Origin of the sequence: Anoxybacter fermentans, assembly GCF_003991135.1 — a bacterium.
GTDB classification, from domain to species: Bacteria; Bacillota; Halanaerobiia; order DY22613; family DY22613; genus Anoxybacter; species Anoxybacter fermentans.
Genome location: NZ_CP016379.1, coordinates 310,021 through 326,191, shown reverse-complemented (window position 1 = coordinate 326,191; position 16,171 = coordinate 310,021). Strand labels below are relative to the sequence as shown.

16 protein-coding genes are annotated in these 16,171 nt (G+C 33.4%); 6 read left to right on the top strand and 10 right to left on the bottom strand.

Annotated features, from left to right (window positions below):
* Window positions 1-52: 52 nt before the first annotated feature.
* The 7 genes from BBF96_RS01470 to BBF96_RS01440 all read right to left on the bottom strand — a co-directional run bounded on the left by BBF96_RS01470 (window position 53) and on the right by BBF96_RS01440 (window position 7,542).
* Entirely contained in the window at window positions 53-1,255 is a 1,203-nt protein-coding gene (locus tag BBF96_RS01470; protein ID WP_081499421.1) for an ISL3 family transposase, read from the bottom strand.
* A 101-nt stretch (window positions 1,256-1,356) separates the two neighbouring features.
* Window positions 1,357-1,905, bottom strand: coding sequence for an ROK family transcriptional regulator (locus BBF96_RS01465; protein ID WP_127015509.1), 549 nt, complete (start codon window positions 1,903-1,905; stop codon window positions 1,357-1,359).
* Between the two features lie 524 nt (window positions 1,906-2,429).
* On the bottom strand, window positions 2,430-3,506 hold the full coding sequence (locus tag BBF96_RS01460) for a hypothetical protein (RefSeq protein ID WP_127015508.1): 1,077 nt from the start codon (window positions 3,504-3,506) through the stop codon (window positions 2,430-2,432).
* A gap of 42 nt (window positions 3,507-3,548) precedes the next feature.
* A complete protein-coding gene (locus BBF96_RS01455; RefSeq protein WP_236777859.1) occupies window positions 3,549-4,292 on the bottom strand; it encodes an outer membrane lipoprotein-sorting protein in 744 nt (247 codons plus the stop codon).
* Window positions 4,293-4,335: 43 nt separating this feature from the next.
* Entirely contained in the window at window positions 4,336-5,604 is a 1,269-nt protein-coding gene (locus BBF96_RS01450) for an ABC transporter permease (RefSeq protein WP_335876825.1), read from the bottom strand.
* A gap of 3 nt (window positions 5,605-5,607) precedes the next feature.
* Window positions 5,608-6,849: an ABC transporter permease gene (locus tag BBF96_RS01445; protein ID WP_127015505.1), complete on the bottom strand. Its 1,242-nt coding sequence runs from the start codon at window positions 6,847-6,849 to the stop codon at window positions 5,608-5,610.
* Window positions 6,850-7,542: an ABC transporter ATP-binding protein gene (locus tag BBF96_RS01440; RefSeq protein ID WP_127015504.1), complete on the bottom strand. Its 693-nt coding sequence runs from the start codon at window positions 7,540-7,542 to the stop codon at window positions 6,850-6,852.
* A 430-nt stretch (window positions 7,543-7,972) separates the two neighbouring features.
* Here BBF96_RS01440 and BBF96_RS01435 point away from each other — a divergent pair, with 430 nt between their 5' ends.
* Window positions 7,973-8,788 (top strand): methyl-accepting chemotaxis protein, encoded by an 816-nt coding sequence (locus BBF96_RS01435; protein WP_127015503.1) that lies wholly within the window; start codon window positions 7,973-7,975, stop codon window positions 8,786-8,788.
* 411 nt (window positions 8,789-9,199) lie between these two features.
* On the opposite strand, the gene crcB is transcribed toward BBF96_RS01435, so the two are convergent.
* Window positions 9,200-9,574, bottom strand: a complete 375-nt coding sequence (gene crcB, locus BBF96_RS01430; protein WP_127015502.1) for a fluoride efflux transporter CrcB — start codon at window positions 9,572-9,574, stop codon at window positions 9,200-9,202.
* A 264-nt stretch (window positions 9,575-9,838) separates the two neighbouring features.
* On the opposite strand from crcB, the gene BBF96_RS01425 reads away from it, so the two are divergent.
* The 4 genes from BBF96_RS01425 to BBF96_RS16310 all read left to right on the top strand — a co-directional run bounded on the left by BBF96_RS01425 (window position 9,839) and on the right by BBF96_RS16310 (window position 14,269).
* Complete coding sequence (locus BBF96_RS01425; RefSeq protein WP_164730840.1) at window positions 9,839-10,954, top strand: YibE/F family protein; 1,116 nt, start codon at window positions 9,839-9,841, stop codon at window positions 10,952-10,954.
* A gap of 288 nt (window positions 10,955-11,242) precedes the next feature.
* Window positions 11,243-12,862 (top strand): HD domain-containing phosphohydrolase, encoded by a 1,620-nt coding sequence (locus tag BBF96_RS01420; protein ID WP_127015500.1) that lies wholly within the window; start codon window positions 11,243-11,245, stop codon window positions 12,860-12,862.
* A gap of 283 nt (window positions 12,863-13,145) precedes the next feature.
* On the top strand, window positions 13,146-14,111 hold the full coding sequence (locus tag BBF96_RS01415; RefSeq protein WP_127015499.1) for a tetratricopeptide repeat protein: 966 nt from the start codon (window positions 13,146-13,148) through the stop codon (window positions 14,109-14,111).
* A gap of 17 nt (window positions 14,112-14,128) precedes the next feature.
* Window positions 14,129-14,269, top strand: coding sequence for a hypothetical protein (locus BBF96_RS16310; RefSeq protein WP_164730839.1), 141 nt, complete (start codon window positions 14,129-14,131; stop codon window positions 14,267-14,269).
* A gap of 167 nt (window positions 14,270-14,436) precedes the next feature.
* Here the strand turns inward: BBF96_RS16310 and BBF96_RS01410 are convergent, their stop codons facing one another.
* Complete coding sequence (locus BBF96_RS01410; RefSeq protein ID WP_127015498.1) at window positions 14,437-14,949, bottom strand: helix-turn-helix domain-containing protein; 513 nt, start codon at window positions 14,947-14,949, stop codon at window positions 14,437-14,439.
* 220 nt (window positions 14,950-15,169) lie between these two features.
* Between BBF96_RS01410 and BBF96_RS01405 the strand changes: the two genes are divergently transcribed.
* Window positions 15,170-15,448 (top strand): hypothetical protein, encoded by a 279-nt coding sequence (locus BBF96_RS01405; RefSeq protein WP_127015497.1) that lies wholly within the window; start codon window positions 15,170-15,172, stop codon window positions 15,446-15,448.
* Here BBF96_RS01405 and BBF96_RS01400 read toward each other — a convergent pair.
* On the bottom strand, window positions 15,434-15,640 hold the full coding sequence (locus tag BBF96_RS01400) for a helix-turn-helix domain-containing protein (protein WP_127015496.1): 207 nt from the start codon (window positions 15,638-15,640) through the stop codon (window positions 15,434-15,436). The two genes, BBF96_RS01405 and BBF96_RS01400, sit on opposite strands and share 15 nt — an antisense overlap.
* Between the last annotated feature and the right edge of the window lie 531 nt (window positions 15,641-16,171).

The window sequence follows — 16,171 nt, the reverse complement described above, 5'->3', positions numbered from 1 at the left end:
GTTGGCTCCGTTGAATTGATTGGTAAATTGATTTTGAAATAAACATTTAAATTTAATAACTTAACATTGCATTAAATACTCTTCTCCTTAGATTCATAACATTTGGAACACCATATCCAATCCTTTTGATCAATTTAATCTTGTTATTGATACCCTCAGCAAAGCCATTGGTTATCTTAGTCTTAAAATAATTTAGTATTTTTTCTTCCCATCTTTGTATTATCTTTTTTACCTGGTAAAAAGGCATCAGCTTGCTTTTTATTACTTCTTTATACCACCTTTTTAGAGCTCTGGTGGCTTCTTTCACATCATCTAGCTGCAATAAGTCTCTGAATTCCTCTTTTAATTCCCAGGCCTTTTCTAGAGCTGGACTGAGTTCAAATAATTTGATGAGCTTTTCATGTTCTTCATCTGTCAATTCTTCAGCTCGTTTTTGGAGTAATAAACGACTTTGAAAAAACTTTCTTCTCTGATGATTATTTACTGTTTGTTGAACTTGTTTTCTAACTTCATCAAGGGCTCTGTTCATTAAAGTTACAAGATGAAATTTATCTATAACAATTTTTGCATGAGTAAATGCTGCATCTGCTACTGCTTTGAACGGCCGCCACATATCCATAGAGATCGATTGAATCTGTCGTCTTTGTTCATCTTCCCAACAATTAAAGTAGTCAATTAAATCATCCTTTTTGCGAGTAGGTAAAATGTCAATTAACTCCCGATTAATTGGATCTGTAATGCTAACTCCATATTTATGGCGTTTTAAAACTGCAAATTCATCGATACTGATGGCTTTTAATTGACTAAGTTTTGAAACTTGTTGTTTAATGAGAGGGTCAACTACTTTTTTAACTGCATTATTAACAGCTGTATAACTTAACCCGTTTTCTCTAGCAACTTTAGAATAATCCTTGCTGACAGTTTCTTTAGCAAGATATTTATCAAAGCGTTTGGTTTTACGGGCATATTTATCAATACTTTCATATTTTTCAGGGATACCCCTCTTATGACAATAAGGACAACGATATCTTTTCTTTAGAAGTCTAATGATTACTAGTTTACCTCTTATGGGGATGTCTCTAATATTTTGCCATTTTGTATCATGGATTTTATTAGTGATATTACCACACTGAGGACACACAATGTGATTTTTCTTTGCTTCAGCGATAAAAATATATCTGTCCTCCGTTGAAATAATTTCAGTTGCAATAATGTCTGGCAAATCAAGAAATTTTATGATATTATTATATTGCATTTGCTGGACTCCTTTCTTTGGTTTTTAGTTCGCAACTAATTAATTCAACGGAGCCAGCAAATGCCTTTTTATTTTTTATAATTTTTTCTTCACAACATTAATTATAGACCCAAAATTTTTAGAATATTAATTTTACGCCAGCCTAAATTAGGTGCAAATTCCAAAATTCCGTTATCCTTATCAATCAAGCCCGGAACAGCTATCCCCATTCCCAAAATATCATCCGATTTTAATTTTTTTTCTTCCATCATCTTATCAATTTCAACAAATATTTGATCAAAAACTTTATCAGAATTACTTTTGTCCAATATCGGAATAATACTTTTCATTACCAGATTGAGTTTTAAATTAAACATTACTATTTTTACCTTATTAACCTCAATGTCAATGCTAAAAATATAACCTTTATTGGGGTTAACAGTTAAATAAACTGGCTTCCTACCCCCGGTAGAATTACCTTTTTCAGTCTCAATCACAAAACCTTCTTTTATTAAAGTTTTAACATGATTAGATACTGTAGCTGCACTATAACCCGTACTCTCTGCCAATTCTTTTCTAGATATAGGACCTAATTTATGAATTAATTTAAAAATACCACCCAAATTCCAATCTCTAATAACCTGTGAATTTCCTACTGTAATGTCTTGCATAGCTCAAATCCGTCCTTTCTCAAAAATTAAATTTAAATCTTAAATTAAGTTTTGAATATTACTGCAACCATAGTTATTTAGTTTGAATTTTTATGTGAAATAAATATATGTTTTTTATTTTAGAACTTAATTTAAGTCTTAAATTATTTGTTGTATCAATTATATTCTATATAGTTATAATAATTCCTTCTTTATTTATAAAAAAATTTTTGAACATTTTTTTAACTGACGATAACAAATCTTTCAATCTCCCAATTTTTTTAGATAACTTGAACCCTCTAGCTATATACAAAAAGAACTGGAATTTCTCTTCCAGTCCTTAATTTTCACCGTTATACTCCCCATTTTCCTCTTACCATTAACCAACACTTTTTTAGCTTCTGCACCATTAAACTACAATATCACTTTCATATCCCCTTTTTAGTTCCCAAGCTGATTGCGAAATGTTTTGACTATTTCAACTACCTAAAGTACCCAATACACCCCTAATTGAAATCCCTTTTTACCCCAAAAACTCCTTTAAATCAAAACGAATAACTAAAGCCCATCTGAATTATCCCTCGAGGGATTTCATATCCTATTCCTAACTTCTTAGGCCCAAACTGAGAAGCCGTATCCCCTATAAATACTGCGCCACGCAGGGTAAAATCCAGACCTTCACCGATCAGATTGCTATAGTTTGGCATAAGTACCAGACTCTTATCCTTAGGATTAATCACTGTAATCAACCCCGCACTGGCAAATTCATCAATCTCATAACTCAGTAATCCAATAAGCAGGTCAAAACCCATTCCAGGGGGTTGAATTTTTCCTGTCTCATCCCGGATATATTCCAGTTGGGCTACCACTTTGCTTCCATAATCAAGATCAAAACTGTAATCGGCACCGATGAGATAGACCGGCTGACCCTGAGCTAAGTCATTCTTAAAGTAATAACCTACCGCACCATAGACACCAACCTGGCCCAGATCTCCTTTTCCCGTCACACCGATCCGTTGTTCGGGCCAGACCTCATAAACCTGTTCTGCTTCCCATACATAATTATAAGTCAGATCAAACCCTTTATATTCGGTTCGACCTTTAAGACCCCATTTCAAACCATCACCCGATTCCGGAAATGCAGCTACCACAGTCAGATTAGATTTCCAATCAAAAGGAATATAACCCAACACTGCATTTTCACTCTTTTCCGGTATCATTCCCATCAAATCTGACTCACTGGTAAAATCTATAGGATTTACCAACGAACCAAAAGACCATGAGATGGGTTGACGCCCCAAAGTCAGATACAACTTTTCAAACCGATGCTTTATATAAAGTTTCTTTACATCCCAGTAAACTTTATTATTCTGACTCTGGGGTTCATAGTATAGATCCATCTCAAACTTTGCTGAAGTATTGCCAAATCTGGGCAGGAAAAAATTCATATTTAAATGTTCCTGCCAGTCAACTGTAATTTCACCATAAGAATCTACGGTACTGATTACATTGATCTCAACCTTACCACCAAGCCCAATCTCAGCCCAGACAGAACTAACACACACCAGTATCCAGAAGAGAATTATAGTAACTACTGTCAAACTTTTAAGATTTCTTCTCATGTTAATTCCCCCTTTTTCTCAGGCCGACCATACCTTTTCCTTCTACCTCAGATTATGTAAACTGAAAGTATCTTCAGGTATCTCGGGATTGAACTCTATAGAGAGAATCCTAAATTCGGTCCGGGTATTTCTCCTGAGTTTATTCTCCATAACCGATTCAGTTACATACCACCGCCCATCTATCTTCTCTACTTTTTTTGTTTTTAACAGTTTCAATAACTTTCCACTTTGAGCATAAAGTTCTTCTTTTAAAATCACAAATCTTTCTTTATCTATCCAGCTTACCCGTCGATAATAGGAAACTTTGGCCCCTTCTTTTGCTATTCCTTCTACAACATAACAGGAACGCCCATCTAATTCTTCTTCCCTGATTATACTATAATCATAAAGTTCTGTTAATTTCTCAGACTCCATTGCATCCTGATAAGAAAAATCACTCCCCATCATTCCCTGCTCCAGCATATGCCCGGATATTTTTATTACTTCTTCGGCATCAGGAAAATACATCCAGAGATCATCTTCAATTTTTAAGAATTTAGTTCCCCTATCCCGGGGGTTAGTAAACTCTACTAAAGCAGAAGAATCACGACTAAGGAGAGTCATGGTTTTGGTCATCTGGCGCTTACCATTGACAATTAACATTTCTACTTCCATTTTTACTGAATCTGCATATTGAAAATCTTCCACCTTCTTCATAATCTCTTCTGCCGTTAAGGCCAGAACTGTCCCCGATAGCATAAGCAAAATAACTACCGATATAGATAAAATCCACTTCAATTTTTTCATCATCAACAACTCCTTTCTAAATTATTTCTAAATTATTTTTAAATTATAATGCCCTTAATGCCTCATTTGGCTCTAATTGAGCAGCCTTACGGGCTGGGATAATACAGGTAACAGCAGTAACCGTTACACCCAGTACAAAGCTGAAAATGAGATTTTCAATAGTAAAGACCGGATACAGGATTGGTTTTAGTAAAACTTCAGCTTCCATTCCTGATAAAGCTTCAGTATAGTCAATCCCCACAATAGAAAGAATTTTGACACCAACCCCACCAAAGATAACACCGATTAAACTACCTAAAATTCCCATAACCGTACCTTCCATAATAAACATAAACAGTATATCCCGCTTCATAAGACCTAAAGCTGACATCATTCCAATCTCCTGGGTTCGTTCTTTTACAATCATAATCATAGTGTTAATAACTACAAAACTGGCAAGAACTATCAATAAAACATAGATTATATTATAAATCTTTTCAGCAATCTTTAAACCTGCAATTATATCATTTGACTTATCCCAGGGGATAACCAGATATCGCCCTTCGGGATCTTCAGCGGCAAATAGCTCCTTAACCTGAGGAAGAATAGAATCTACCTTACGATAATCCTGAGTAACCAGGAGTAACTCTGTCACCTGATCAGGCATATTCAAAATACGTTGAGCCTGATCTAAAGGAATATAAAAAACTATCTCATCGAGAAGCTTCAAACCGCTCTCAATTCTACCTACAATCTCAAAAGTTGTCCCTTTAAATGAACCAAAGGCAGTGGTATAAAAGAGAGTTATCTTATCACCCACTTTTAAATTCAACTTCTTTAAAAGATCAGTTCCCAGGACAACTTCTTTATACCCTTCTTTTACCATCCTGCCTTCTACCAGCTGATTTTCAATATCAGTAAAGGCTAACTCATCTGCCGGTTTTACTCCCCAACCCATCATTCCTATAAGTTTATCTTCATAACTGGCAGCAGCGCCAAATTTAAGTCTCTGAATCACCCGTTCAATTCCTGGAATTTCTTTTAACTTATCAGCCATCTTTTGAACCCCTTCTCCAGAAAAACCGTCAACCGGATGATTTAAAGACAAGAGCCGTTCTTTTTTCTGATAATCCTGATCTACTATTTTGATATGGCCTGAATTATATTGAATATGCAATGTCACCATTGAATCCAGAATCCCCAACATAAATCCCCTAATCATTACAACCATACAGACAGAAATAGCAATGGCTGCAATAGAAATAGAACTTCTCAATTTATTTCGTGACAGATTTTTGACTGCCAGATTCCACAAATATTTCAATTCAATCACCTCCTATCGGTGGTAAATGGCCTTAACTGGGTCTTTTCTTGCAGCCCATCTGGCAGGTAAAATACTCGCAATAAGGGCCACAATCACTCCAAAACTAAACATAAAGACAAATATAGATGGATTCCAGACTCCATAAAAACGGCCTAGAATGGGCAATCCATAGGTAATCTCTTCTCCTCCAAACCAGGCCAGATCCAGTCCATAAATATTGAGGATTAAAACACCAATAGCTCCCAAAATACATCCGATTATTCCACCAATAATACCAATAGCTACTGCTTCCATCATAAAAACAAAGATAATCTCCCTTTCTCTCATTCCCATCGCCTTCATCATCCCGATTTCTTTTAAACGTTCCAGAGCAGCTAAAATAACGGTATTGATGATTCCAACAGCAGCTATAATAAGAAAAATAGATATTACTACTTGATTTTCCACATTTTCTGCTTTAACCATGGCAATCAAAGATTTAGCAGATTGCTGCCAGGAATATGCTTTTAACCCAGGGTTTAGCCCGGCAAGTCGGGATGAAAGTTCAGATACAGCATCTTCAGTATAAATTCTATCTTTTAATCTTATCACAATCTCACTCACTTCATTTTCCAGATTCAAAGCCTGTTGAGCTATATCTAAAGGAACATAAACCACATTATTGTTAATCGTGGGGTGGCTGGTGTGCAATAATCCTGTAATTACTGCATCTATGGTATTAAAGACTCCATCTTTATTTTTAAAGACAAGGGTAAGATAATCTCCAACCTGCAATTCCATTAACTCCGCCAGACTTTTACCAATAACAGCCTCGTATTTACCCTTAGTCAACATCGAACCTTCAACCAGATATTCTTCAGTAGTAAAAACCTGCCTTTCTTTTTCGGGCTCAATCCCAATTACCATAATGGGCAACTCATCAAACCCATTATTTAAATTTGCCTTAAATTTAAGTCTGGGTGCTAATGCTTTAAAATGTGGTGTCTTTTTAAGTACTGCGGCTAATTTTGTATTAAATTCCACCAAATTATCTAAAGGCATTTGATCCCGTTCTTTCCAATAGTTCTGGTCGGACACTTGAAGGTGTCCTGTCTCCATATCGATAATATTATTAAACCCTCTCTCTTCCATACCTAGCAACAGGGAATCACTTAAAATGTAAATAAAAATTCCAAAGGCAATGACAACAGCAGTAAGAAGTGTCCGACGTTTGTGCCTTGTAATATTTCGTAATGCCAATTTAATCAAAAACACTTACTTCTCCCTCCTCTCGTCCTGAATAATCTGCCCATCTTTCATCTTGAGCAATCGACCTGCATATTCCATCACCAGAGGGTCATGGGTGGAGAAAATAAAGGTGGTACCCAGTTTTTTATTCATTTTAACCATAATCTCCAATACATCTTTGCTAGTTTCAGAATCCAGGCTCGCTGTCGGTTCATCAGCCAGTACTATTTTTGGTTCCTTAACCAGAGCCCTGGCAATGGCAACTCTCTGTTTTTGACCTCCCGAAAGTTCATTCGGTTTCCGATGCTCTAGCCCCCCAAGGCCTACTCCTTCTAAAATCTCCATCACCCTTTCTCTGATCTCCTTTGGCTTATATTCTTTCAAAAGCCTCAGGGCAAACTCAACATTTTCATATACAGTCAAGACAGGAATCAGGTTATAGTTCTGGAAGATAAACCCCAACTTACGACGACGCAGCATAGCCAGTTCAGTTTTGGAAAGTTTACCAATCTCCTCACCATCCAGATAAATCTCTCCCTCACTGGGTTTATCCAGACAGCCGATTAAATTTAAAAGGGTAGTTTTTCCAGAACCCGATGGCCCAGCAATAGAGGTAAACTCCCCTTCTTCAACAATCAAATCTACACCTCTCAAAGCATGTACCTCAACTTTACCCTGCTGATAAATTTTTTTAACTCCTTTAAGTTCCAATAATGCCATAATATTTCCCCCTTTTGACTAAAATAATGATCCTGATACCGGACTTTTTTAATTGATTTATACTAACCATTTTTCTCAAATCTATATCCAGTAAGCCAGGTAATATGGATAGCAAGTTTAGCAAAGGTATTATAATAGTAGCTTAACTTAATCTATTCTAAATATTTTCAATTTTATAACCGATTCTCATAAGCAATCTTCCTTTTCTTTTTGTTTTGATCTTTTAATTTTTTTAACGTTTTAAACATCAACTATATAATATCCTCCTTTTTTTTTAGAAAAAGTCAAGAAATTTATTTTGCTATTACAGAATAAAATTGGGTTAAAAAAGTAAATTTTAAAGAAAATTTTTCTTTAAAAAGAAGGTAAAACATATTTATTGTGGAATTCTTGTATACAAAATTTAAATTATAGAAAGGAGGTCTTAATTTTGAGTCATGAAACCTTAGATGCACTGGTGAAAGTAGCACCTATAATACATAAAATTTTTTCCAATGATGTGGGAATAGGTATAACTGATCGGGAAAAATTCCTTGCTTATATTCCTGGTAAGGAACTTAATTTTGGTTTAAAACCCGGTGACCCAATACAGGATCACACCATGCTTACAGCTCTTGAAACAGGTCAACGCTATGAAGATGTTGTACCTGCTAAAGTTTTTGGAATACCATTTAGAGGTACTGTCGTACCTATTATTGAAGGCGGCCAGGTTATAGGTTGTCTGGGTATAGCCAGAGATATGAAAACCGAAACTAAAATTCAGGATATTACCCATCAATTAGTAGATACAATGAACCAGATTGCAGCCAGTAGTGAGGAAATTTCAGCTTCAGCAGAAGATACAGCAAACCGAACTAATCAAATGGCTAAAGAAGCTGAAAAAATTGGTAAATATATTGATAATACTAATGAAATTCTAAATATTGTACAATATGTTGCCGATAAAACCAGACTTTTGGGACTCAATGCCGCTATTGAAGCTGCCAGAGCTGGTGAATTCGGCCGAGGTTTTTCGGTAGTTGCAGATGAAGTACGTAAATTGGCAGATAAAAGCCAGGAATCGGTTCAAGAAGCTTATCAAATCTTAAAGCAACTACAGGAATCAATCAAGCTACTTGTCAATTTTATAAGAGAGATTCATTCAGCAACAGAAAACCAGGCTGCTGCATCTCAGGAAGTAGCCGCCTCTACTGAAGAAATTACAGCTGTTATTGATGAGCTTGCTTCTCTTGCAAAGCAATTATAAAAAATAAAATCGAAAAGGGGGATTTATCCCCCCCCTCTTAATACGTACTCTAGTATATAACTGCTCCAACATTTATTTTTGTGCGCTCTCCAACCTCTTGAACAGTCTTCTTTTTACACTTCCTATACTGAAATAATTTCCCTATCCGATTCATAGAAAAAATATAGATGGTTAAACTGCAAAAAGCTAATTTTTCGCTTCTTGAGAAATTTTTCGAATCATCTAAAGCTCGATTTCCGCCGAAATAAAACTTCCTAATCAAAGGGCCTTCCTGACCCTTAGAACTAGCTCATCACCTCCTGTGATGAGGTCATATTTTGTCGGAAATCTTGCTAAGATGATTTGACGAAAAATTTCTATGCCACTCAAAATTAGTTTTTTGCAATTTACATCTTCTTTTTCTTCCATCAACTAAATTATTCTAGCAGTAATAATCCCAAACCAACCCATCAATAACCCCAATACTACACTAATTACCACATTACTTAAAGCAAGGAAAAGATTTTCACCTTCCAATAAAGCCAGGGTTTCATAAGTAAAAGTAGAAAATGTAGTCAAAGCCCCTAAAAATCCGGTCGTAATAGCCGTACGAATAGTGGGATTAATCATTTCTCTGTTTAAAGTTAAAGAAAAGATAAAACCTAAAAGGAAACAACCTATAAGATTTACCACAAGTGTACCAAAAGGAAAGGTGCTTTTAAAATACTTCTCTACCTCTCCAGCCAATAGATAACGGGTTATTGCCCCTAAAAAACCTCCAATACCGATACTTATAATTTTAACCATATTTGCTACAACTCCTTTTTCCAAGTTTACTTCCCATAAATGCAATCTAATTTTATATCAGGCAATTGATAACTGTCAAGCCACAAATAAGCCAATGTATTCTTACTGCTCTTGTCCGATTCCCATCATGTTAAGTAAAATACCTGAAAGTACTTTGAAAGATTTGGCTGATACAGAAAAGGCGGTTTATTTTTGCAGGAAAATTCTTAACCTATGCCGAAGGTAATTGAAATATGGATTCTAATTTACGAAAGGAGACTCTCTATGAAAAAAGTATATAAATTTATCTTTATGTTAACACTCATTATTTTAATATTAAACTCATACATTCCAATAGCTTTAGCTGATACTACCATTATGGAACATGGAAAAGTCATCTCCATCCTCCGCAATATCCCAAAACCCACAGAGAAATATTCATTTCCAGGCCAGATCGTAGAAATTGAGATCACCAGTGGTAAATATAAAGGGCAGATTGTCGAAGCATATAATATCTTCTCGGGTAACCCCTATTATGATATCCATGTGTCCCCAGGCCAGCGGGTTATTCTCACCCTTGAAGAAGAAAATGGTAAACTAAAATCTGCCAATTTGAGTGATATTGCTAGAGATATTCCATTACTGATTCTTGTTATCCTCTTTTTACTTACCCTAATTATTTTGGGCAGAATAAAAGGTTTCAAATCCTTAATAAGTCTGGCTTTCACAATTATAGTCATATTTACAGTCATGCTACCCTTAATCTTAAAGGGTTTTAACCCAATGTTGGTTACCATTATTCTTTCTGCCATTATTACCACTGTTACTCTACTCCTCATAAGCGGCTGGAATCGTAAAACGCTGGCTGCCATCCTTGGAATTTTAGGAGGTACTACCTGTGCAGGATTATTGGCATATATATTTGGCAAAGCTGCCATGCTAACAGGACTTGGCACCCACGAAGCTCAGATGTTAGGTTTTATCCGGGACTATGAATTAAATTTCCAGGGGATTCTCTTCTCTTCCATGCTTTTCGGCGCTCTGGGAGCAGTAATGGATGTGGGAATGTCCATCGCTTCTGCCATTGAGGAAGTTTATAATGCCAATCCCCTTACTACACCTAGAGAACTTTTTAAATCAGGGATGAATGTAGGTAAAGACATTATGGGAACCATGGCCAACACTTTGATTCTAGCATATACCGGAAGTTCCCTTCCTCTTTTACTCATTTTGGTAGGATACAAGCCATCTTTTTTGAAGGTAATCAATCTCGATTTAATTGCCAGCGAGATCATCCGTGCTTTAACAGGGAGTTTAGGTCTTTTTATCGCCATCCCACTAACTGCTGCCTTCAGTACCTGGTTAATTTATCAACAAATATTAAAAAAATACTATGGTTAAATGAAGCCTGACAAAATCTTTTTTGTCAGGCTAATTTTATGTAATGATTAAACTGCAAAAAGCTAATTTTGAGCGCCATAGAAATTTTTCGTTTAACCATCTTAGTGAGATTGGATTACCGAAATCGAACTTTAAATGGCTCGAAAAATTTCTTTTGAAGCAAAAAATTAGCTTTTTGCAATAAAATCATGTAATAAAATATTCTATAAAAGAGGAATTAAGATAATTTTGACGAATATAATTTTTAACACATTTATTTTTTGAAAGACTTACATCTGGAGGTTAATTATGTATTTAAAAAGGCGATACAATAAAGTTTTCACAATTTTCGTTATTTTTCAACTTATTATTATCATATTTTTACTATATTTCCCTATGAATTTACAATTTAAAGAGTTTAGTAATTTTTATCTGAATATGCAGGGAGAAATTTTTGAAAGAATTCTTGAGAAAAAGAAAAACGACCTTTTGCAAAAAGTCATCGAAACTGCGATCTGGGATGATCTTTACAGACAGATTCAGTTAAAGGATAAAGAATGGTTTGAAACTAATCTAATATCTGATATTCAACAAAACTATGATATTGATTCTATAATCTTACTGAACGAAAACAAAGAAGTCGTTTTCTTAAATGTAAAACGGCTTCCATATCTCCCTGAATTTCGGATAGATGATTTAGTTACCCAAGCCCTGAATAATATCAAATATAATGTTGGATTGATTAAATATGGAGATAAAATTTTCTTAATCGGACTTAGTCCTGTTGTTAAATCAACTTCCCGCTTTGACCCTAACGGTGTGTTAATCTTTGTACAAATTTTCGACCACTATTTTATAACTCAGAAAATTACTGCTTTTATGGATCAGGAGCTGATCCCCAAACTTATTGTAAATACTACCCCATCTGTTTCTGATCTTGAAAAAAGCATTCCGTTAAATTCAATTGACGGTCAACTGATTGGACATGTCATTTTAAAGTATAATAATCAGTTTCTTAAACAAATTAAGGAGTTATTTTTGCGAAATATATCGATCAACATAATCCTCCTTTTCACCCTTTTTATCTTCCTGAGTAATTTAATGTCAAAAAAATTTGCCCGACGAATTGAAATTTTACATTCAGAAGTTGAAACCGCGATAAAATGCAATTTTAATTATAAAATTTCTATGGATGGCAATGATGAAATTTCAGATCTAGCCGACTACTTCAACACCATGTCACAAACAATGCAAAAACATATTAAACAGATTTTAAAAACCAATGAAAAATTACATAAAATTTTTATAGATATTATTCGCGGCCTGATAACCGCTATTGAAGTCAAAGATCCTTATACCAAAGGACATTCATATCGGGTTATGCTTTATTCGGAATTGATCGCTAAAAAGATGAATTATCCGGATATTCAAATTATCCGGATGGCAGCTCTTCTTCATGATATCGGTAAAATTGGCGTTCCAGAAAATATTCTAAACAAACCGGATAAACTCACTCCTGAAGAATTTGAAATCATCAAAGCACACCCGAATTACGGTTATAAAATCCTCAGTAATATTGAAGAGTTTAATCGTGTCAAAGATATAATTCGGTTTCATCATGAACGAATAGATGGGAAAGGATATCCTGTTGGTATAAAAGATACCGCCATTCCCCTTGAATCACGGATTATTGCCGTTGCAGATACTTTTGATGCAATTACCAGTGACCGCGCCTATCGAAAAGGTATGACCGTTGAGAAAGCTCTTGAGGAACTACAAAATGTTAAAGGACAACAGTTAGATGAAAAGATTGTTGATATTTTTGTAGAGGTTGCCAGAGAAAATAATTATTTTAAAGAGCTGCTCAACAATGAAACAACGTCTATAGAAGAAATAGATATTCAATATACATCACTCAATTCAGTCTAAAAAACACAACCTTTTTTAAAAGGTTGTGTTTTTTATTATTAGCTAAATCTTTATTAATTTATCCTAATTTATACTATAATTTTATTATATGGTTGATTATTGCATTAATTATATATATTAGCTAAACAAAACTCGCAATATTGCAGAAAAAATGAATTAATTTGTTAAAAATAAAATTTTGATATTGAATTAACTTCTTGTGGGTGATATAATTGTAATAGACAATAATACTCTCATTAGGTTAAAATTAACTAACAATCTAAAGATGGAGGGACATATAAAAATGAGTGAATGTTTAATAACATCTGGTGAGAAATACTATGAAGAAGCAAAAAAAATGCTTGAAAAGAAGGATTTAGTAGGTTTTATAGAGAATATTAGTATTGCAAAATTATTAGCAGAAAAAAATAAAGACTTATATGCACAGGTAACCTATCTTAAGGCTAAGGGATTATATTTTTTTAGAAAGTTTGACAAAGTATTAGAGGCCATTGATGAAGCTTTAAAATACAATGAAGGAACAGAACAAATAAGATTGCAAAAATTGAAAGGTTTAATTTATGGTTATCGTGGTCTATATAAGAAAGCAATTAAAATATTTAAAGATACGTTAAATCAGACAGATAACCCTCATCTACTTATAGAATTATATATTAATATTGCATGGGCAAACCTCTCTTTTTATCGAATTAATGAAAAAGAAGAATTATTAGAGGAGGCAAAAAAATATCTTGATTTAGCCAGGGAATATTTTGACGATTTAGAAAATAACTATAAAAAGAAATTAATACTACTCAATTATAGTGACTATTATTCTCTTAAAAAAGATTACGATAAGGCTATAGAAATGTTAGAAGAGGCGAAAAAATACTGTGAAGAAAAGGATTTACCTTTAATTTATAATAGTCTGGCAGAACTTCATATAGAGCATGAAGAGTTTAATCTAGTTGAGCAATATCTGCATAAGGCTGAAGTAATAGCCAATAAACATAATAACCTTTTTGAAGTTGCTCGGGCTTTATATATAAAAGGAATAGTAGAAACATTAGAAGAAGATTGGGTAAGAGCAAAGGATTCCTTCTATGTTGCATTGGATAATTTTAATCGTGTTCATGCTTATCGTAATGCGTTTGAATGTTTTATAAAAATCATTGAATTGTCACAATATTTTAAACTTGACTGTATAACGTCATTTAAGGAAAATATTAAAAGTCATTTGGAAGAAACATCTTTTTATAATTATATGTAGAAAAGGGGGGATAAACAGTGAAAAAGCTTATTTCTCTTATACTAATAGTAACTATACTTACAATAGGTAACATAACAGTTTTTGCTGCTAATTCAACTTCAATAAATTTCAGTAATACAATAACTATCTATGAACCTTATCCAGATGAAGATAGTTAAATACTGGCACCAATATAAATAATATTACATAGTATAACACGTTAATTTAAGAACAATAAGATAATAAAAAATATTGTAAAATTTGTTCTATTTAAGTAAACAATCTTAATTGTAATAAGACTCCTAACCAATTTGGAGTCTTTTCTTATTGTTAAGTGTTTTCATCTTTATTTCAAATGTTCTTTTAAATAACTTATTATGTTACTAATCTGCGAATTATTAAGACCAAACTCTAATAATAAATCCTCAAAAAGCTCTAATTTCATTTCTTGAAAACTTTTCATCTCCAGATCTAAAACTTCTGCTATCTGTTCCATTTCATTCGCAGTAAGTGTAACATTCCCCTCCATCATATCTACCAAACATAAGTAATTAATCCTGGTTAACTCTTGTAATTTTTCTAAATCCCATTCCAATTCCTCAAGGCGTCTTTTAACCCTGTCAACAAAGTTCTGATGATTCATCTCTTCTATGGGCATAAATAAATAATATACCGGAACATTCATAAATTTAGCGATTCTTAATAAAGTCTTAAATAACGGATTAGCATTCCCATTTTCCAGCTTGCTGATATGGCTTTTACTAATACCAATAACTTTACCAACATCCTCTAACGTAAGCCCATACTTCTTTCTATATCTCACCAATTTTTTCCCCAAAATCTTCAGTTCCTCAGTCATCTTCTCCCTCCTTAAGTGATAATAATTATTTAGTTATGAAAACTTTAATTTTATTGTTGCAAGACAAGAAACTTTGAGGTATAATAAAATTAGTGGAACCAATACTTTCCTCTTATAGCACTAACTTTAATTTTAAATGACCGGGTTTTATCCATATTCCTACACTTCCTTTAATTCTGAGAGCACTATATTCATTTTACATAAAAAGGCAGGTGAAATTATGGATTATTATTTTTTATTAAAAGATTGCTCAGTTAAGACCATTAAAAACGTATGTAGCATTAAAGAAAATCAAAAGAATGATAAAATTATAGTCTTAACAGAAAAGGGTCAAGAAGAGATCCTACTTCAAGATGTGCTGTTACATGGAGATGAAGAATATTGGAAACAGGTTATGGAACTATTGAATACAATAGATAGACTTAAGAATAATATGGTCAAAAAACAATTAAGGAAAGTCTGGTCAATTGGATATTTGATGGGATTATTCAAGATTTAAATAGTCATATAAATTCAAATCCTCTTTATTGCATAATTTAATAAAAGACTCATAAAATTTTTTTCCCGGCTGCCGTTGACCTTGCATTATTCGGTATAGGTAGCTATAATCTATCTCTAATATGCGGGCAAACTGTGGCATATTCCAACCGTAACTGTTCATTAGCTCTTTTAATTTTGTTATGTTGACCATTTGTTATCACCTCCTCCGGGTTTGAGTTTTTCGCATTTTTCTTTTCCGGGAAATATAATACCATAAAATTTCATGATATGCAACTTATTGTTTTTTTATAAATTTTATTTTTTAAGTTTATCTAATATAATATTTCCTCAAAATTTATTTTAGATTATAAAAATTTTTTTTTGCTAAAACCGAAAAATTTTATTCAACACAGACAATAATCTAAATACAAAAAGACTCCAAAACAGGAGTCTTTTTCAATATCCTTATCTAATCCTCCTAATACTACTAAAATGAATAAATTGACCTTTATTTATAATATTTTATAAGGAAAATTATACCAAAAAATTAGATTATGTTTACTCTATTCCTGTATTTGTATTTACCTTTATTTATTACTCAATATGGTCTGCTATTTATGTGTATCAAGAAGTAATTAAAGGTGTTACCAGATTACAAACTATTTCATATGCTACAATTAGTTAACTTTTCTAATTATAATCAATATATCTAAAACACGTGATATCCAGGATCAGATCAAGT